This is a genomic window from Cryobacterium sp. HLT2-28 (assembly GCF_004402495.1).
Classification (GTDB): domain Bacteria; phylum Actinomycetota; class Actinomycetes; order Actinomycetales; family Microbacteriaceae; genus Cryobacterium; species Cryobacterium mannosilyticum.
Genome location: NZ_SOFH01000009.1, coordinates 38,574 through 55,801, shown reverse-complemented (window position 1 = coordinate 55,801; position 17,228 = coordinate 38,574). Strand labels below are relative to the sequence as shown.

The 17,228-nt window shown below is 69.2% G+C and carries 20 protein-coding genes; 18 read left to right on the top strand and 2 right to left on the bottom strand.

The features are described from left to right. The first annotated feature begins 8 nt into the window (after positions 1-8). From E3O48_RS04425 to glmM, 4 genes are all read left to right on the top strand, one after another. Positions 9-842 (top strand): tRNA pseudouridine(38-40) synthase TruA, encoded by an 834-nt coding sequence (locus E3O48_RS04425; RefSeq protein WP_134537516.1) that lies wholly within the window; start codon positions 9-11, stop codon positions 840-842. 183 nt (positions 843-1,025) lie between these two features. Beyond that, positions 1,026-1,472 carry a 50S ribosomal protein L13 gene (gene rplM, locus E3O48_RS04420; RefSeq protein ID WP_134508185.1) on the top strand — a complete coding sequence of 149 codons (447 nt, stop codon included), beginning with the start codon at positions 1,026-1,028 and terminating at the stop codon, positions 1,470-1,472. 49 nt (positions 1,473-1,521) lie between these two features. Next, positions 1,522-2,007, top strand: a complete 486-nt coding sequence (rpsI, locus tag E3O48_RS04415) for a 30S ribosomal protein S9 (protein WP_134508183.1) — start codon at positions 1,522-1,524, stop codon at positions 2,005-2,007. A gap of 18 nt (positions 2,008-2,025) precedes the next feature. Then, the gene (gene glmM, locus E3O48_RS04410; RefSeq protein ID WP_134537450.1) at positions 2,026-3,387 is read left to right on the top strand and encodes a phosphoglucosamine mutase; all 1,362 of its coding nucleotides are present in this window, start codon (positions 2,026-2,028) and stop codon (positions 3,385-3,387) included. A 77-nt stretch (positions 3,388-3,464) separates the two neighbouring features. Here the strand turns inward: glmM and coaA are convergent, their stop codons facing one another. Next, positions 3,465-4,421 (bottom strand): type I pantothenate kinase, encoded by a 957-nt coding sequence (coaA, locus tag E3O48_RS04405; RefSeq protein WP_134508179.1) that lies wholly within the window; start codon positions 4,419-4,421, stop codon positions 3,465-3,467. A 33-nt stretch (positions 4,422-4,454) separates the two neighbouring features. Here coaA and glmS point away from each other — a divergent pair, with 33 nt between their 5' ends. From glmS to E3O48_RS04355, 10 genes are all read left to right on the top strand, one after another. Beyond that, complete coding sequence (glmS, locus tag E3O48_RS04400; RefSeq protein WP_134508177.1) at positions 4,455-6,305, top strand: glutamine--fructose-6-phosphate transaminase (isomerizing); 1,851 nt, start codon at positions 4,455-4,457, stop codon at positions 6,303-6,305. A 34-nt stretch (positions 6,306-6,339) separates the two neighbouring features. Continuing rightward, positions 6,340-6,696, top strand: coding sequence for a holo-ACP synthase (locus E3O48_RS04395; RefSeq protein WP_134537449.1), 357 nt, complete (start codon positions 6,340-6,342; stop codon positions 6,694-6,696). A gap of 1 nt (position 6,697) precedes the next feature. Next, positions 6,698-7,870: an alanine racemase gene (gene alr / locus E3O48_RS04390; protein WP_241982392.1), complete on the top strand. Its 1,173-nt coding sequence runs from the start codon at positions 6,698-6,700 to the stop codon at positions 7,868-7,870. A gap of 38 nt (positions 7,871-7,908) precedes the next feature. Beyond that, the gene (gene tsaE, locus E3O48_RS04385; RefSeq protein ID WP_134537514.1) at positions 7,909-8,418 is read left to right on the top strand and encodes a tRNA (adenosine(37)-N6)-threonylcarbamoyltransferase complex ATPase subunit type 1 TsaE; all 510 of its coding nucleotides are present in this window, start codon (positions 7,909-7,911) and stop codon (positions 8,416-8,418) included. A gap of 9 nt (positions 8,419-8,427) precedes the next feature. Continuing rightward, entirely contained in the window at positions 8,428-9,060 is a 633-nt protein-coding gene (tsaB, locus tag E3O48_RS04380) for a tRNA (adenosine(37)-N6)-threonylcarbamoyltransferase complex dimerization subunit type 1 TsaB (protein ID WP_134537448.1), read from the top strand. A gap of 1 nt (position 9,061) precedes the next feature. After that, a complete protein-coding gene (gene rimI, locus E3O48_RS04375) occupies positions 9,062-9,580 on the top strand; it encodes a ribosomal protein S18-alanine N-acetyltransferase (RefSeq protein WP_241982391.1) in 519 nt (172 codons plus the stop codon). Beyond that, positions 9,577-10,644, top strand: coding sequence for a tRNA (adenosine(37)-N6)-threonylcarbamoyltransferase complex transferase subunit TsaD (tsaD, locus tag E3O48_RS04370; RefSeq protein WP_134537447.1), 1,068 nt, complete (start codon positions 9,577-9,579; stop codon positions 10,642-10,644). The genes rimI and tsaD overlap by 4 nt, the downstream gene beginning before the upstream one ends. Positions 10,645-10,786: 142 nt before the next feature. After that, positions 10,787-11,182: a DUF4190 domain-containing protein gene (locus E3O48_RS04365; protein WP_134508167.1), complete on the top strand. Its 396-nt coding sequence runs from the start codon at positions 10,787-10,789 to the stop codon at positions 11,180-11,182. A gap of 55 nt (positions 11,183-11,237) precedes the next feature. Next, positions 11,238-11,822, top strand: coding sequence for a DUF4190 domain-containing protein (locus E3O48_RS04360; RefSeq protein WP_134537446.1), 585 nt, complete (start codon positions 11,238-11,240; stop codon positions 11,820-11,822). Positions 11,823-11,830: 8 nt separating this feature from the next. Then, complete coding sequence (locus E3O48_RS04355; protein ID WP_134537445.1) at positions 11,831-12,259, top strand: hypothetical protein; 429 nt, start codon at positions 11,831-11,833, stop codon at positions 12,257-12,259. A gap of 46 nt (positions 12,260-12,305) precedes the next feature. Here E3O48_RS04355 and E3O48_RS04350 read toward each other — a convergent pair whose 3' ends face one another. After that, the gene (locus E3O48_RS04350) at positions 12,306-13,505 is read right to left on the bottom strand and encodes a class I SAM-dependent methyltransferase (RefSeq protein ID WP_134537444.1); all 1,200 of its coding nucleotides are present in this window, start codon (positions 13,503-13,505) and stop codon (positions 12,306-12,308) included. Between the two features lie 129 nt (positions 13,506-13,634). Here E3O48_RS04350 and groES point away from each other — a divergent pair, with 129 nt between their 5' ends. The 4 genes from groES (at position 13,635) to E3O48_RS04330 (ending at position 17,138) form a co-directional block, all read left to right on the top strand. Then, complete coding sequence (gene groES, locus E3O48_RS04345) at positions 13,635-13,931, top strand: co-chaperone GroES (RefSeq protein WP_066597535.1); 297 nt, start codon at positions 13,635-13,637, stop codon at positions 13,929-13,931. A gap of 87 nt (positions 13,932-14,018) precedes the next feature. Next, on the top strand, positions 14,019-14,960 hold the full coding sequence (gene rarD / locus E3O48_RS04340) for an EamA family transporter RarD (RefSeq protein WP_134537443.1): 942 nt from the start codon (positions 14,019-14,021) through the stop codon (positions 14,958-14,960). A gap of 30 nt (positions 14,961-14,990) precedes the next feature. Then, positions 14,991-15,716 (top strand): ABC transporter substrate-binding protein, encoded by a 726-nt coding sequence (locus E3O48_RS04335; RefSeq protein ID WP_134537442.1) that lies wholly within the window; start codon positions 14,991-14,993, stop codon positions 15,714-15,716. 126 nt (positions 15,717-15,842) lie between these two features. Further along, positions 15,843-17,138, top strand: coding sequence for an ABC transporter substrate-binding protein (locus E3O48_RS04330; RefSeq protein WP_134537441.1), 1,296 nt, complete (start codon positions 15,843-15,845; stop codon positions 17,136-17,138). Positions 17,139-17,228: the final 90 nt, after the last annotated feature.

Below are 17,228 nucleotides of genomic sequence, written 5' to 3'. Positions count from 1 at the left end.
GCACCGGCATGTCCGGGTGGGCCACCCAGCCGGGCCTGCGCACCGTGCAGGGCCAGATCGAGGCGGGGCTCGCCGGCATCCTTCACAGTCACCCGCCGACCCCGGTCCTGACCGTCGCGGGGAGAACGGATGCCGGGGTGCACGCCGCCGGGCAGGTCGCGCACTTCGACCTGAACGCGGAGCAGGCGGACAGTCTCGTGCGGGTCAGCCGCGGCAAGGGGCGCCCGCCGACGCCACTCGCGGTGATGGTGCAGCGGCGGCTGAGCGGCATCCTCGTCACCCAGCCCGAGATCGTGCTCAAGTCCTCGAGTATCGCCCCACCCGGCTTCGACGCGCGCTTCTCGCCCCTGTGGCGGCGGTACGAGTACCGGATCGCGGATTCCGTTCTCGGCCACGACCCGCTGCAACGGTTCCGCACCACCTGGCACGGGTTCCGGCTCGATGTGGACAAGATGGCGGAAGCCGCGGCGACGCTGATCGGCTTGCACGACTTCGCCACCTACTGCAAGCCGCGCCCGGGCGCGACGACCATCCGCACACTGCAGGAGTTCCACTGGCGACGGGATCCGGACGGCGTGCTCGTCGCATCCGTGCAGGCGGACGCCTTCTGCCACAGCATGGTGCGGGCCCTGGTCGGCGCCTGCGTCGCCGTCGGCGAGGGCCGGCTGGCCGGGGACCGGCTGGTCGACCTCCGGATCGAGCGGGCCAGGACCAGCGAATTCAAGGTGATGCCGCCGCAGGGGCTGACTCTGATGGAGGTCGCCTACCCTGCCGACGAGCAGCTCGCGGCCCGGGCCCGGGAGACCAGGGCGCGCCGCGAACTCATCGACGACACGGAATAGGCGCCGTCCGCCGACGGGGAATTGCGCTCCGGCGGCCGGAGCCACTACTATTGATCTTTGGTGTCTGTGCGTTGCAGCCAGGCACACGAACGTGAGCCCTCCATCGATCGTGTTCCCAGATTTGGAACACACCCGGAGCGGGATTCACGAACACCTCCGTTCGAACAAGAAAGCAGCTCAATAGTGACGCGCACTTACACTCCCAAGGCAAGCGAAGTCCAGCACGACTGGGTCGTCATCGACGCCACAGACATCGTTCTCGGTCGTCTTGCCAGCCACGCCGCCGTTCTCCTCCGTGGAAAGCACAAGGCAACGTTCTCTCCCCACATGGACATGGGCGATTTCGTCATCATCATCAACGCCGAGAAGATCGCCCTCACCGGCAAGAAGCTCGACCTGAAGATGGCGTACCGCCACTCCGGTTACCCGGGCGGCCTCACGGCCACCAACTACTCGGAGATGCTCGAGAAGCACCCGACCCGTGCAGTGGAAAAGGCCATCCGTGGCATGCTGCCGAAGAACACGCTCGGCCGCGCCCAGTTGGCCAAGCTGAAGGTCTACGCCGGCCCGGAGCACCCGCACGCTGCCCAGCAGCCGAAGCCGTACACCCTCTCCCAGGTCGCTCAGTAGCGCCGGCCACCAGACTTCTCGACTCTAAGAAAAAAGGATTCACTACATCGTGGCGAAGATCGCAGACCAGATTGACCAGGCTCCGGAGAGCTACTCGACCGAGACTCCCGCCGAGACCGCAACCAAGGCGCCCCGCGCCATCCTCAACGTTCCCGGCGCAGCCGTGGGACGTCGCAAGCAGGCCATCGCCCGCGTGCGCATCGTTCCCGGCTCGGGCACCATCACGGTGAACGGCCGCGAATTCGGGGACTACTTCCCGAACAAGCTGCACCAGCAGCTGATCAACGACCCGTTCAAGGTGCTCGACCTCATCGGCAGCTACGACGTCATCGCCCGCATCACCGGTGGTGGCCCGTCCGGCCAGGCCGGCGCCCTGCGTCTCGGCATCGCGCGTTCGCTGAACCAGATCGACGAGGAGAACAACCGCGCCATCCTGAAGAAGGCCGGCTTCCTCAACCGTGACGCCCGCGTCAAGGAGCGTAAGAAGGCCGGACTCAAGAAGGCCCGTAAGGCGCCTCAGTTCTCCAAGCGCTAACTCGATAGCCGGTACCAGATGCCTCGACTATTCGGTACCGACGGTGTTCGGGGCCTGGCCAACCGTGATCTCACGGCTGGCCTGGCCCTCTCACTCGCGCAGGCCAGTGCGGCGGTACTCACCCAGGGCCGCCGCGCCAGGCTGCGTCTCGCGGAAGGCCGCCGCCCCGTGGCGGTGCTCGCCCGCGACCCCCGCATTTCCGGCGAGTTCATCTCCGCCGCCGTCGCAGCAGGCCTGGCCAGCTCCGGGGTGGACGTTCTCGACGCCGGCGTCATCCCGACGCCCGCCGCCGCATTCCTGATATCGGACATCGGCGCCGACTTCGGCGTGATGATCTCCGCCTCCCACAACGCCGCTCCCGACAACGGGATCAAGATTTTCGCCTTCGGTGGCACCAAGCTCCCCGACGACGTCGAGGACCGCATCGAGGAGCACCTCGCGGGACCCAACCTCACGCCGATCGGCGGTGACGTGGGCCGCATCCGCAGGTTCGCCGACGCCGAGGACCGGTACGTCGTGCACCTGCTCAGCACCCTGCCGAACCGCCTCGACGGCATCCACGTCGTGCTCGACTGCGCCCACGGCGCCGCCGCCGGCGTCTCGCCGCAGGTCTTCACGGATGCCGGCGCGCGCCTGACCGTGATCGGCGCCGACCCCGACGGTCTCAACATCAACGACGGCGTCGGCTCGACCCACCTCGACAACCTCGCCGCCGCCGTGCTCGCCAGCGGAGCCGACATCGGCATCGCGCATGACGGCGACGCCGACCGGTGCCTCGCGGTGGACCGCGACGGCAACATCGTCGACGGTGACCAGATCATGGCGATCCTCGCGGTGTCGATGGCCGAGCGCGGCGTGCTCAAGGACCGTACCCTCGTCGCGACGGTGATGAGCAATCTCGGCCTGCGCAAGGCCATGGCGGCCAACGACATCCGCATGATCGAGACCAAGGTCGGCGACCGGTACGTGCTCGAAGCGCTCAACGAACACGATCTCTCCCTGGGCGGCGAACAGTCCGGCCACGTGATCATGACCAAGTTCGCCACGACCGGTGACGGCATCCTCACCGGACTTCACCTCGTCGCCGAGATGGCCCGCACCGGGAAGACACTCGCCGAACTGGCATCCGTGATGACGGTCTACCCGCAGATCCTGGTGAACGTGCGCGGCGTCGACCACCACGCGCTGGGGCACGACGACACCATCGCCTCCGCGGTGCTCGCGGCCGAGGCCGAACTCGGCGAGACCGGGCGGGTGCTGCTGCGCCCGTCGGGCACCGAGCCGATGGTGCGCGTCATGGTCGAGGCTGCCGACCAGGCGACCGCCGACCGGCTGGCGCACACCCTCGCCGGCGTCGTGCGGGAGTGCCTGGCCCTTTGAGCGACCGGAACCGCTGCCGCGAACGTCCTGCCGAGCCTGAGTCCACGAGCGCCGGTGCGAGTTGCCGCGGGGGCGAGTCACACCTTTCGCAGGAGCACCTTCGAGACGGCGTGGTTGGGGTCTTTGCGCAGCACGAGAGTCGCCCGTGACCTGGTCGGGCGGATGTTGTGCACCAGGTTGGGCTCGTTGATCTCGGTCCAGATCGACCGCGCCCGACTGCGCGCCTCCGCCTCGGTCAGCGTGGAGAAGCGGTGGAAGTACGACTTCGGGTTTGTGAACGCTCCCCGCTGGAGCTTGAGGAAGCGTTCCTCGTACCAGCGGGCGATGTCCTGGGTGCGGGCGTCGACGAACACGGTGAAGTCGAACAGGTCGCTGACCGACAGCCCGTGCCCCGGCCCCGGAGGCTGGAGCACATTGAGACCTTCGACGATCAGGATGTCGGGCTGGCGGACCACGATCTGGGCGTCCGGGACGATGTCGTAGCTCAGGTGCGAGTAGAACGGGGCCCGCACCTCGGCGGCGCCGCTCTTGACCGCGGCCACGAAGCGGAGCAGGGCGCGCCGGTCGTACGATTCAGGGAATCCCTTGCGGTCCATCAGGCCGCGCCGGCCCAGTTCGGCGTTGGGGAAGAGGAAACCGTCGGTGGTCACGAGTTCCACCCGGGGGGTGTCCTCCCACCGGGCGAGGAGTTCCCGCAGCAGGCGGGCGATGGTGGACTTGCCGACCGCGACGGATCCGGCGACGCCGATCACGAACGGCGTGCGCTGCGCCCGCTCGCCGAGGAAGTCGCTGGTGGCCCGGTGCAGCTGCCTGGCTCCTGCGGCGTAGAGGTTGAGCAGCCGGCTCAGGGGAAGGTAGACATCCGTCACCTCACTGAGGTCGAGCGGTTCGCCGAGGCCCCGCAGCTGCACGATCTCCGTCTCCCGGAGCGGCAGCATCGTCGTGGGGGCGAGAGCGGCCCAGTCGGCCCGGTCGAGCTCGACGAACGGGGTTCCATGGCCGTTCTTCCAGGGGCTCGCAACCGGATCGGACATTTCCCCAAGCTTAGTCCGACTAAAATCGGGTCCATGTGCGGAATCGTGGGATATGTCGGAGAAGATAAAAGCGTCGAGGTCCTGATGGGAGGGCTGCGGCGCCTGGAGTACCGAGGGTACGACTCGGCGGGCATCGCCGTCATCGACGCCGACGGTGTGCTCAACACCGCCAAGCGCGCCGGCAAGCTGGCCGTGCTGGCCGGGGAGCTGGAGGCCCACCCGATCAACAACGGTCGCACCGGCATCGGCCACACCCGCTGGGCCACCCACGGCGCCCCGACCGACGCGAACGCGCACCCTCACCTGGGCGACAACGGCAAGCTCGCCCTGATCCACAACGGCATCATCGAGAACTTCGCCGTCCTCAAGGACGAGCTCATCGCCGAGGGCTTCGACTTCGAGAGCGAGACCGACACCGAGGTTGCCGCAGTGTTGCTCGGACGCGAATACCAGCGGCTCGGCGACCTCGGCGAGGCCTTCCGGTCGGTCGTCTCCCGCCTCGACGGGGCCTTCACCCTGCTTGCCGTGCACCAGGACCAGCCCGGAGTCGTCGTCGGCGCCCGCCGCAACTCCCCGCTCGTGATCGGCCTCGGCGACGGGGAGAACTTCCTCGGCTCCGACGTCGCCGCCTTCGTCGAGTACACCCGCCGGGCCGTGGCCGTCGGCCAAGACCAGATCGTCACGATCACCCCTGACCTGGTCACCGTCACCGACTTCGACGGCACCCCGGTTGACATCGAGGAGTTCGACATCGCCTGGGACGCGTCGGCGGCCGAAAAGGGCGGCTGGTCCAGCTTTATGGCCAAGGAGGTCTCCGAGCAGCCGGATGCCGTGGCCAACACCCTCCGCGGGCGTATCCACGAGGGCCAGGCCGTCGTGCCCGAGCTGACCGGTTTCGGCGATGACGTGCTCGCCGGCATCCGCCGGATCATCATCGTCGCCTGCGGCACCGCGGCCAACGCCGGCTACGTCGCCAAATACGCGATCGAGAAGTGGACCAGGGTCCCGGTCGACGTGGAGCTCAGCCACGAGTTCCGCTACCGCGACCCGGTGCTCAGCCCGGAGACCCTGGTCATCTCGATCAGCCAGTCCGGCGAGACCATGGACACGCTGATGGCGGTCAAGTACGCCCGGGAGGGCGGCGCCAAGGCCATCTCCATCTGCAACACCCAGGGTGCCACCATCCCGCGCGAATCCGACGCCGTGATCTACACGCACGCCGGCCCTGAGGTTGCCGTCGCATCGACGAAGGGCTTCACCGCCCAGATCGCTGCGCTCTACCTCTTCGGGCTGCACCTGGCCCGCGTGCGCGGCAGCCTCACCGCCGCCGAGTCGGCCGAACAGGTCCGCGAACTCCAGGCCATCCCCGAGAAGATCGCCACCACCCTGCTCCAGGAATCCGTCGTGCACGAACTGGCCGGCTGGATGGCGGACACCCGCGCGGTGCTCTTCCTCGGCCGCCACGTCGGCTTCCCGATCGCCCTCGAGGGTGCGCTCAAGCTCAAGGAGCTCGCGTACATCCACGCGGAGGGTTTCGCCGCCGGAGAGCTCAAGCACGGCCCGATCGCCCTGATCGAGCCCGGCCAGCCGGTCTTCGTGATCGTGCCGAGCCCCCGCGGCTCGGCGCACCTGCACCCGAAGGTCGTCTCCAACATCCAGGAGATCCGCGCCCGCGGTGCCCGGATCATCGCGATCGCCGAAGAGGGCGACGTGGCGGTGCTGCCCTACGCGGACACCGTCATCCGGATCCCGCTGGCCGCACCGCTGTTCGAGCCGCTCCTGGCCGTGATCCCGTTGCAGATCTTCGCGATGGAGCTGGCCACGGTCAAGGGCCTGGACGTGGACCAGCCGCGCAACCTGGCGAAGTCCGTCACGGTCGAGTAGCGGTCGTCGGGAACGGGATGGGCGAGGTCGTCGCATGATTCGAGGCATCGGGGTCGACATCGTCGACCTCGCCCGCTTCGAACGCCAGGTGCTGCGCACGCCCGGACTGGTGCCGCGGCTGTTCACTGCCGCCGAACGCGAGCTGCCCGTGCATTCGCTGGCCGCCCGGTTCGCCGCCAAGGAGGCGCTGATCAAGGCCCTCGGCGACAGCGCGGGGGCAACCTGGCAGGAGATGGAGGTCGTCGCCGACGAACACGGCAACCCCGGCTTCCACCTCACCGGCGGAGTGGCCGAGGCGCTGCGGGCGCGGAGGATCAGCACGGTCCACCTGACGATGACGCACGACGCCGGCGTGGCCTGCGCCTTCGTGGTCGCCGAGGGCGACTCATGACGTGCGTCCTCATGGCGGGCGTCGTCTCGTGACGGGCTTCCGGGAGGCGGTCATCGACCTCGGCGCGATCGCCGCCAACGTCGCCCACCTGCGCACCCTGATCGGCACTCCGCACCTGATGGCGGTGGTGAAGGCGAACGCCTATGGCCATGGCGCACTGCCGGTGGCCCGCACGGCGCTCGCCGCCGGGGCGGACTGGCTCGGGGTCGCCGACGTCGACGAGGCGCTCCAATTGCGCGCCGGCGGCATCGACGCGCCCATCCTCGCCTGGTTGCACGACCCTGACGTCGACTTCAGGGCGGCGATCAGCCAGGACATCGACCTCGGCCTGTCGTCGGCACGCCAGCTGCGGCAGGCGGCGGATGCCGCGGCAGCCCTCGGCCGCACGGCCTCGGTTCAGCTCAAACTCGAGACCGGGCTCAACCGCAACGGCGTGCACGAACCGGACTGGGCCGACGTGTTCGCACTGGCCGCCGGGTTGGAGCGGGCCGGACTGCTCCGCGTGCGCGGTCTCTTCAGCCACCTCTCGAACGCGTCCCCGTCCGACGACGCGGATGCGGTCGGCCGGTTCGAGCGCGGCGTGCGGCTGGCCGCCGACGCCGGACTGGCCCCGAGCCTGATCCACCTTGCCTCGACGGCCGCCGCGCTCCGGCTGCCGGCAGCGCGGTTCTCGATGGTGCGGATCGGCATCGGCCTGTACGGGTTGTCGCCGTTCGAGGACCAGAACTCGCACGACCTGGGTCTCGTCCCCGCGATGACCCTGCGCGGGAGGGTCGCCGCCGTGCGCCGGGTCGCCGCCGGCGCCGGGGTCTCCTACGACTACCTCTGGCGGGCGCCCGAAGACGGCAACCTCGCCCTCGTCCCCCTCGGCTACGCCGACGGGGTGCCCAGGCAGGCGTCCGGCGCCGCGACCGTGCGGATCGGCGGCCGCACGCATCCGATCGTCGGCCGGATCGCGATGGACCAGTTCGTGGTGAGTGTCGGCCAGGTGAACGTCTCCGTCGGCGACGAGGTGGTGCTGTTCGGCGACCCCCGGGCCGGCGCGCCGAGCGCCACCGACTGGGCGGACGCCGCCGGCACCATCAACTACGAGATCGTGACCCGGATCGGGCACCGCGTTCCGCGCAGCTACCGGCAGCCGGGAGAGGCTACTCAGTCCGGCACGGAGGGTTGATCGGCCTCGTGCGCACCGTGATCCCCGACGCCGACGGAATGCACGATTTCGGCGCCGCCCTCGCCGGCCGGCTGCGGGCCGGCGACCTGGTCGTGCTCACCGGGCCGCTCGGAGCGGGGAAGACCACCTTCACCCGCGGCCTGGGCGTTGGCCTGCGGGTTCGCGGCTCCGTCACCAGCCCCACCTTCGTGCTCGCCCGCACGCATCCCAGCACGGTCGGCGGCCCGCCCCTCGTGCACGTCGACGCCTACCGCCTGGCGAGCGCCGTCGAACTCGACGACCTCGACATCGATTTCCCGAATTCGATCGTCGTCGTCGAGTGGGGCCGCGGCATGCTGGACGGCATCACCGATTCGTGGCTGGACATCGAGATCGAGCGCCCGCTCGGGGCGTCGCAGGCCGCGCCATCCGGCCTCGACGACGACGGGCTCGACCTCGACGAGCCCCGCACGGTCACGATCACGCCACACGGTCCGCGCTGGGCGGGGGCCGCCGGATTCGAACCCGCCGCCGCCGGAGAGGCCGGGGACGCGCGGCTCAGCGAATAGGCTGGTGAGGTGCTTCTCGCCATCGATACCTCCGCCGGCACGAGTGTCGCCGTCGTCGACCTCGAGCGCGGTATCCTCGCCGAACTCGGCACCGACGACACCATGCGCCACGCCGAGGTGGTCGGCCGGCTGATCGCAGACTGCCTCGCCGCCGCCGGCGTCACAGTAGGCCACCTCTCCGCGGTCGCCGGCGGAATGGGCCCCGGCCCGTTCACGGGGCTGCGGGTGGGGATCGCCGCCGCGCGTGTCTTCGCCCTCGGCGCCGGCAAGCCGTTCGTGCCGATCGTCAGCCACGACGCCATCGCCTTCGGACGCTACCGGGCCGGCCATGCCGGCGGCCTCGTCGTGGTCACCGACGCGCGACGCCGCGAGGTGAACTGGTCCGCGTACAGCGGGGCGGATGCCGTCGGCCTGCCGATCCGCATCGACCCGCCCGGGGTGGCGAAGCCGGCCGTGCTGCAGGAGCCCGACTGGGCCCACGCCGGGTTGCCCCGTTTCGACGCGGCGACGGTGTCCGCCGGCGAGCTGGGGCTGGTCGCCGAGCTCAGCTGGGCCCACCAGCGCGCCTTCGCCGCCGACGAAGCGCTCTACCTGCGGTCGCCGGACGTCACCATGTCCACCGGCCCGAAACGGGTGAGCTGACGTGACCTGGCAATTGCGGCGGGCCACCCACGACGACGTCGACGCCATCATGGCGCTCGAAACCCGCATCTTCGAGAACGACGCCTGGTCCAGGGAAGCCATGAACAGGGACGTCGCCGACCCGGACTGCTACTATCTGGTGGCGTTCCCGCCCGACGCTCCCACCCAGATCGACGCCTACGCCGGCCTGCAGGCACCCCGCGGGGCGACGGAGGGCGACATCCAGACGATCGCGGTCACCGAGGAAGCCAGGGGGCACGGCCTCGGGCGCACGCTCGTCCAGACCCTGCTCACCGAGGCCCGCTTGCGCGGCGCCCGCGAGGTCTTCCTCGAGGTGCGCGCCGACAACCCGGGGGCCCAGCGGGTCTACAGCCGGCTCGGCTTCGAAGAGCTCGGCGTGCGCCGCGGCTACTACCAGCCCGACAATGTCGACGCCCTGGTGATGCGGGTGCGGTTGACGGCCCCGGAGATGGCCCCGACCGTGCCCTCGGAACCCGAACGCCCGGAGGCGGCCGAATGAATCGCACCAACCCGCTGGTACTCGGGATCGAGACCTCCTGCGACGAGACCGGGATCGGAATCGTGCGCGGCACCACCCTGCTCTCCAACACGATCGCCTCGTCGATGGACGAACACGCCCGCTATGGGGGCGTCGTGCCGGAGGTCGCCGCCCGCGCCCACCTCGAGGAGCTCGTGCCGGCGATCCGCGCGGCGACCGCCGAGGCGGGCATCAGCCTGGCCGAGATCGACGCGGTCGCCGTGACCTGCGGCCCCGGTCTCTCCGGAGCGCTCATGGTCGGCGTCGGGGCGGCCAAGGCCCTGGCGATCTCACTCGGCAAACCGATCTACGCGGTCAACCACCTGGTCGGGCACGTCGGGGCAGACCTGCTTCGCATCGACGACGACCAGACCGGTGCTCCGCTCGAGTACCCGACAATCGCGCTCCTCGTCTCCGGCGGGCACACGTCCCTGCTGCTCGTGCGCGACCTCGTCTCCGATGTCGAACTCCTCGGTGAGACCATCGACGACGCGGCGGGGGAGGCGTTCGACAAGGTCGCCCGCATCCTGGGTCTGCCCTACCCCGGCGGCCCGCAGATCGACCGGGCCGCGCTGGAGGGCAACCCCGCGGCCATCCGGTTCCCGCGCGGCCTCAGCCAGACCAAGGACATGGCCAGGCACCGCTACGATTTCTCCTTCTCCGGGCTGAAGACCTCGGTGGCCCGGTGGGTCGAGCAGCGGCAGGATGCGGGCGAACCCGTGCCGATCGCCGACGTGGCGGCCAGCTTCCGCGAGTCTGTCGTGGACATCCTGCTGACCAAGGCCGTTGCCGCCTGTGTCGACTTCGAGGTTCCGCGGCTGCTGCTCGGCGGCGGAGTGATAGCCAACGCCCGGTTGCGCCAGGTGGCCGTGGAGCGCACGGAAGCCGTCGGCATCGCCCTCCGAATCCCGCCCCTGTCGCTCTGCACCGACAACGGCGCCATGATCGCCGCCCTCGGCGCTCAGTTGATCATGGCCGGGCACGAGCCCTCGTCGCTCGAGTTCGGGGCGGACTCGACACTGCCGGTCTCGGAGATCCAGGTCTGAAACCCCGTCTCATCCGAGGTTCCTTGCGGAAAGGGATATTCTGGGCGAGTGGGACCCGGTTCGTCAGACACGTTGACACCGCGCGGCCCGCGCTGCCACTATGGCACCGCCACACGACCCACTTCCTGAAGGAGTGCATGACATGACCGACCCGAACCTGCCGCCGGTGACCCCGCCCCCGACCAACCAGCCGCCGATCTACCAGCCGCCCGCCGCCCCGGCCTACGGAGCCCCGGCCGCGCCCGCCTACGGTCAGGGCGGCGCCTACGCGCAGCCTTACGCCCAGGCGCCCTCCGACAAGTACAACGTGCTGGCGATCGTCTCGCTCGTGTCGGCGTTCTTTATCTCCCTCGTCGCGATCATCACCGGGCACATCGCCCTGAGCCAGATCAAGAAGACCGGTGAAAAGGGCCGCGGCCTGGCCATCGGAGGCCTCGTCCTCGGCTATCTCGGCGTGCTGGCGACCATCATCGTCATCATCGTCTGGTTCGTGGTCATCGCCGCCGCGGTCAACGACGGCTCCATTTCCGGCTACTGATCTTGCCGGGGCGAGGCCGCGGTTCGGAATGAAAGATGTGGAAAGGAAATTGCTCATGAGCGATTCGAATACTCCAGGCCTCTCGGGGGTGCCGCACGTGCCGGAGGTACCGCAGGTGCCGGATGTCCCGCACGTGCCTGAGGTCCCGCAGGTTCCCGACTTCCCGAACACGTCAGCCGCGCCGCCGGTCGCGCCCGCCTACGCCTCAGCCACACCCCCGCCCGGCTACGGTGCGGGCCCGGCCGCGACGCCGCCGCCGCCCGGCTACGGTGCCGGTCCTGACGCCCCGCCGCCCTACGGCAGCCCGCCGCCGGCCTCCGGTGCGCCGTATGCTCCCTATCCGGGGCGGCCCGCCACCAAACAGCCGATTCTCAGCATTCTGGCGCTCGTCGCCGGTATCATCGGAATCCTCGGCTCCCCGGTGGTGTTCATCCCGATTGCCGGCGGCATCTTCGGTCTGTTCATTCCCGCGGCGGCCGTCGTGCTCGGGTTCCTCGGGCGCACCAAGGAACCCCGCGCGAAGGGTTTCTGGCTGACCGGAATCATCACCGGGGCGATCGGCGTGGCCCTCGCGCTGCTGAGCATCGTCATCTGGGCCGTCGTCTTCGCCAACATCCCGAACACCGGATACAGCTACTGAACCGCTCCATGGAGGCCGAACGCCCGGACGGGGACCTGCCCGCCCCGCCCACCGGACGCGGTGACTTCCGGCTCGACCTCACGCGACCGCGAGGAACGGTCGACGGCGAACTGGACTACGAGTCGACCGTCACCGCGCCCACCGAATGGGTCCCGTACGTCTACACCGACACCGAGCTGCAATCGCGTGAGGGTGGGCGGGGGCTCTCCGTCGCAGCGCTCACATTCGGACTGGCCGGACTGCTCGTCGCCCTGTTCGGCGTCTGGGGTGCGCCGCTCTCGCTGGCCGCCGTCGTGCTGGCGATCATGGCGCGCCGGTCCGAACGCCTCGGCGGCGCACTGTGGGTCTGGGGGCTGGTCTCCGGTCTCGCCGGCCTGGCGATCGTGATCGGCTGGTGCGTGATCATCAGCCAGGCCCTGGGCCGGATCGCGTACTGACGATCGCGTACTGACTCCGGGCCGTCGAACGGCCTCGGCCGGCTGCTCAGGCCAGTGTGCGCACACGCTCCACGAGCAGTGCAACGCGCTGGCCGGCGACCCGGGTGAGCACGAGGGTGCCCGATTCGGATCCCTTCAGCCGCAAACGGGTGCGCAGCGTGGCCGGGTCGACGTCCACGCCGCGTTTCTTGATCTCCAGCGTGCCGATCCGGCGTTCCTGTAGCGCCAGACGGAGCTTCTTCTCGTCGAACGGCAGCACCTCGAGCACCCGGAAGGCCGTGGCGAACGGGGTCGGGCGCAGGACGGCGGAGGTGAGGTAGGCGATTCCCTCGCTCAACATGAGGGCGCCCTGCGAGCGGGCGAGATCGCCGATCAGCCGGGCACGGATGACCGCACCGTCGGGCTCGTAGAGATAGTCACCGAGCACCCCCACTTCCACGTCCTCGCTGTCGGCGGGCGCGTTCAGCTCGTGCGTTCCGTCCCGGTCCAGGAGCAGGGCCGACCGGCGGATGCCGTCGCGGGCCAGGGCGCCGAACCACAGTCCCATCTCGACCAGTTTTCCATCGACGGACACCCACTGCGCCTCCGCGCCGGCGGGGATGAGGTCGCGATCGTGCCCCGGGCCGAGCTTGACGCCGATCGGCATCCGCTCACTCAGGCCGAACACGAAATCGAGGTTGGGGGAGTAGTCCTCCGGACGGGTCAGCCGGGACGTGTTGTTGTGGCCCGCGGTGCGCCGGGCCGGGTCGAGCCAGGCCGCGTCGAAGCCGGAGAGATCGAACGTCTCGGCGTCGCCGTGCGCCACCGCCGCGTTCTGGAACGGAGCCAGGTTTAAGCTGGCGACGGTCGCGGTCACCTCGTCGCTGTCGACCGCCGTCACCGCGAGGTCCATCGCGGCCATGGCCATCGCGTCGCCGCCGATCCCGCACCCGAGGTCGACGACGCGGGCCACGGCGGCTCCGACGAATCGGCCGGCGTGCAATGCGGCCACCCGCAACCGGGTTGCCTGCTCCAGGCCTGCCTCGGTGAACAGCATCCGCCCGGCGAACTCTCCGAACTTGGGTACGGCGCGTGCGCGCAGCCGGGACTGGTTCAGCACGGCGGTGACCAGGCCGGGGGCGTGGCCGGCCTTGCGGAGGTCACTCACCATCCGCACGACGTCGCCCGTCGGGTCATAGGGCGGCAGGGAGTCCAGCAGGCGCAAGCCGTCCGGCGATAACAGCTCGACGAGCTCTGAGCGATCCATCCCGCAAACCTACCAACCATGGGCGCATCTGGCACTCACGTTGCGTGAGTGCCAGATGCGCCCTAAACTCGACTTAGCACTCTCGCTGTGAGTCTGCCAACCAAGTCTTAGCTAAGAAAGAGGTCAACCGTGTCGGTCTCCATCAAGCCGCTCGAGGATCGCATCGTCATCAAGCAGGTCGACGCAGAGCAGACCACCGCATCAGGTCTGGTCATTCCTGACACCGCCAAGGAAAAGCCCCAGGAGGGCGAAGTCGTCGCCGTCGGCCCCGGCCGCATCGACGACAACGGCAACCGCATCCCGCTCGACGTCGCCGTCGGCGACAAGGTGATCTACTCCAAGTACGGCGGAACCGAGGTCAAGTTCGGTGGCGAGGATCTCCTCGTGCTGTCGGCCCGCGACGTGCTCGCGGTCGTCGTCCGCTAGTCAGACGCACCACGCAGCAAATCCCGGATGGCCTTGGCCATCCGGGATTTGTCGTTTCCGGGGGCCGTCCCGGAGGATGGGCAGACCATGGACACCCACATCGAAGCAGGACGCCCGCAGCGGAGCGCGCACAGCACCGGGCTGATCTACGCGGTCCTCGCCTACGGACTCTGGGGGATGCTGCCGCTGTACTTTCTCCTGCTCGCCCCCACCGGAGCGTTCGAGGTCGTCGCGTGGCGGGTGCTGTTCTCCCTGGTCTTCTGCGCACTGCTGATCACGGTCACGAAGAAGTGGGGTCAGTTCCTCGCGGTGCTGCGCCGCCCGCGGATCGTCTGGACAATGGGCCTGGCCGGCATCCTGATCTTCGTCAACTGGCAGACCTACGTCTTCGGAACCCTGTCGGGCCACGTGGTCGAGGCCGCGCTCGGCTACTTCATCAACCCGATCGTGACCGTGTTGCTCGGCGTTCTGGTGCTGCACGAGAGGCTCCGGGCGCTGCAATGGATGGCGATGGGCATCAGTCTCGCCGCCGTGGTCGTGCTCACCGTCGGCTACGGCTCGCTGCCCTGGATCTCCCTTGTGCTCGCGTTCTCGTTCGGCTTCTACGGGCTGATCAAGAAACGCGTCGGCCACAGCGTCGACGCCCTGGCCGGACTCACCCTGGAAACCATCTGGCTCGCCCCGATCGCGATCGTGCAGTTGATCGTCGTCGGTGCCGTCTCCGGGCTCACCTTCGGAGCCATCTCGCCGTGGCACACGGTCGGTCTCCTCACCACCGGCGTCGTCACGGCCGTGCCGCTGCTCTTCTTCGCCGCCGCGGCCCGGCGTCTCCCGCTCACCTACCTGGGGCTGATCCAGTTCATCGCGCCCATCCTGCAATTCCTGGTCGGGGTGTTCATCCTGCACGAACCGATGCCGCCCGAACGCTGGGTCGGTTTCGGCCTGGTCTGGGTGGCGCTGGTCATCCTGACCACGGACATGGTCGTCAGCGGGCGGGCGCCGCGGCGAGCGTCCCTCGAACCGGCCTGACCCGCGTTACGCTCGGGGAAAGGAGTCCGGATGCCCCGTCGCCCCATCGCCGCCTCGCTCGCGTTCGCCGGGCTGCTCCTCGTCTCCGTCGCGGGCTGCGCGCCGACGACCGTGGCCGCCCCGGCCACCGCCGCGCCCAGCGTCGCGCCCCGGGTGGCGGCATCCGGTGACGGCACGCTGTTGCTGGGCTCGCTGTTCCCGATGACGGGGAATGCCGCCGCCTCCGGGGCAGCCCAGGTCGCCGGCACCGAACTGGCCGCCAGGGATATCTCCGAACAGGGCCTGGTGCTCGGCCACCCCGTCGTGATCGTGCACCGGGACTCCGTCCGCGACGCTCCGGGAGCCGTGGCCGATCTCCTGGCCCGCGGCGTCGACGCCGTGCTCTGGGACGCGACCAGTCCGGTGCCGCCGGACGTCGCATCCGCCCTGGCCGCCGCTCGGGTCGCGCTGGTCTCCCTCGCTCAGTTCGCGAACGGGGGCACCCCGCTCGCCGCCGGCGACGAGTTCGCGGCGCGCCTTGGCACCATGGACCCGGGGATGGAGGGCACGGCCGGCGGAGGCGAGGCCTACGACGGCGTGATCCTCACGGCGCTGGCAGCGGTGCAGGCCGACGACGACGGCGGGCCGTCGATTGCGGAGGCCCTCGACCGGGTGAGTTCGGGCCCCAGGGTCTGCGCCTCCTGGGGAGAATGTGCGGCTGCGCTGGCCGAGACGCAACAGATCGCCTATGAGGGTGTCACCGGCCGCCGATCGTAACGATTTGGGTCGCGTTACACGGATGTAACCCGGTTGTCTTGTTTCACGCGATTCCTGTCAATAATGTGACAGCACGGCGGTCAATCGATCGCCGTGACCTTTCACTTCCTATTCCCAAGGAGCAACATGAGCGTATTCGCGAAGGCCTCGGCCTCCCGCTCAGTCCGGGCAGTCATCACCGGCGTCGCCATGGTCGGCGTCAGCGCACTTCTGCTCACCGGATGCAGCAGCAATTCCGCTGCCCCGACTGCATCGGAGAAGCCCGCTGCGAGTGGAGACGCGAAGGCCATCAAGGCCGGCGACCGCAACCTCACTCTCAAGATCGGCACGATCCTTCCCCAGAGTGGCGCCCTCGCCTTCCTCGGCCCGCCCGAAGAAGCCGGTGTCGCACTCGCCGTCAAGGACATCAACGACGCGAAGCTCGGGCTCACCATCGATCCCGTCTACCGCGACTCGGGTGACACCACGACCGACACCGCCACCGTGTCGGTGACCGACCTCCTGTCCCAGGACGTCTCGGCCATCATCGGTGCCGCCTCCTCCGGCGTCTCTAAGACCGTGATCGACCAGATCACCGGCGCCGGCGTGGTGCAGTTCTCCCCGGCCAACACCTCCGCGGACTTCACGAAGTACGACGACAAGGGCCTGTACTGGCGCACCGCGCCGTCCGACCTGCTCCAGGGCGAGGTGCTCGGCAACCAGATTGCCGAGGACGGCAACAGCACCCTCGGGCTGATCGTGCTCAACGACTCCTACGGCACCGGCCTGTCTGACTCCACCACGAAGGCGTTCGAAGCCGCCGGAGGCAAGGTCGTCGCCAAGTCACTGTTCAACGAGGGCGACTCGAACTTCGCCGCGCAGATCTCCGAAGTGACCGCCGCCAAGCCGGATGCGATCGCCCTGATCACGTTCGACCAGGCCAAGGTCATCACGCCCGCGCTCGTCGGCTCCGGTTACCCGGGTGGCAAGCTCTACTTCGTCGACGGCAACCTGTCCGACTACAGCAAGGACTTCGCCCCCGGTCTCATCACCGGTGCGAAGGGCACGCTGCCCGGACTCGACGTCGGAACGCTCGGTGACTTCACCACGCGCCTGAAGGAGATCGACCCGACCCTGACCGACTACAGCTACGCGGCCGAGTCCTACGACGCGGTTGTGCTGATCGCGCTCGCCGCCTACGCTGCGAACGACGTCAAGGGCACGTCCATCGCCGACTACCTCCGCCAGGTCTCGGGCGGCACCGGCGACGGCACCAAGGTCACCGACTTCAAGACGGCCGCCAAGGCCCTCGCGAAGGGTGAGCAGGTCAATTACGACGGCTTCTCCGGCCCCGTCACGTTCGACGAGAACGGCGACCCGACCGAGGCGACCATCGGCGTCTACGAGTACAAGGCTGACAACACGTACAAGCGCATCAACTAGTCTCCGCAGCACCAAGGAGGGGGCCCCGACTTCGGTCGGGGCCCCCTTTTTTCTCAACCACCCGTCTCAACCACCCGTCTCAGCTGCGCG

Coding starts and splice junctions, on each gene's coding strand:
- E3O48_RS04425 (WP_134537516.1), top strand. CDS start 9: ATGTCCGGGTGGGCCACCCAGCCGGGCCTGCGCACCGTGCAGGGCCAG.
- glmM (WP_134537450.1), top strand. CDS start 2,026: ATGCCTCGACTATTCGGTACCGACGGTGTTCGGGGCCTGGCCAACCGT.
- coaA (WP_134508179.1), bottom strand. CDS start 4,421: ATGTCCGATCCGGTTGCGAGCCCCTGGAAGAACGGCCATGGAACCCCG.
- glmS (WP_134508177.1), top strand. CDS start 4,455: ATGTGCGGAATCGTGGGATATGTCGGAGAAGATAAAAGCGTCGAGGTC.
- E3O48_RS04395 (WP_134537449.1), top strand. CDS start 6,340: ATGATTCGAGGCATCGGGGTCGACATCGTCGACCTCGCCCGCTTCGAA.
- tsaE (WP_134537514.1), top strand. CDS start 7,909: ATGCACGATTTCGGCGCCGCCCTCGCCGGCCGGCTGCGGGCCGGCGAC.
- tsaD (WP_134537447.1), top strand. CDS start 9,577: ATGAATCGCACCAACCCGCTGGTACTCGGGATCGAGACCTCCTGCGAC.
- E3O48_RS04365 (WP_134508167.1), top strand. CDS start 10,787: ATGACCGACCCGAACCTGCCGCCGGTGACCCCGCCCCCGACCAACCAG.
- E3O48_RS04360 (WP_134537446.1), top strand. CDS start 11,238: ATGAGCGATTCGAATACTCCAGGCCTCTCGGGGGTGCCGCACGTGCCG.
- E3O48_RS04355 (WP_134537445.1), top strand. CDS start 11,831: ATGGAGGCCGAACGCCCGGACGGGGACCTGCCCGCCCCGCCCACCGGA.
- E3O48_RS04350 (WP_134537444.1), bottom strand. CDS start 13,505: ATGGATCGCTCAGAGCTCGTCGAGCTGTTATCGCCGGACGGCTTGCGC.
- rarD (WP_134537443.1), top strand. CDS start 14,019: ATGGACACCCACATCGAAGCAGGACGCCCGCAGCGGAGCGCGCACAGC.
- E3O48_RS04335 (WP_134537442.1), top strand. CDS start 14,991: ATGCCCCGTCGCCCCATCGCCGCCTCGCTCGCGTTCGCCGGGCTGCTC.
- E3O48_RS04330 (WP_134537441.1), top strand. CDS start 15,843: ATGAGCGTATTCGCGAAGGCCTCGGCCTCCCGCTCAGTCCGGGCAGTC.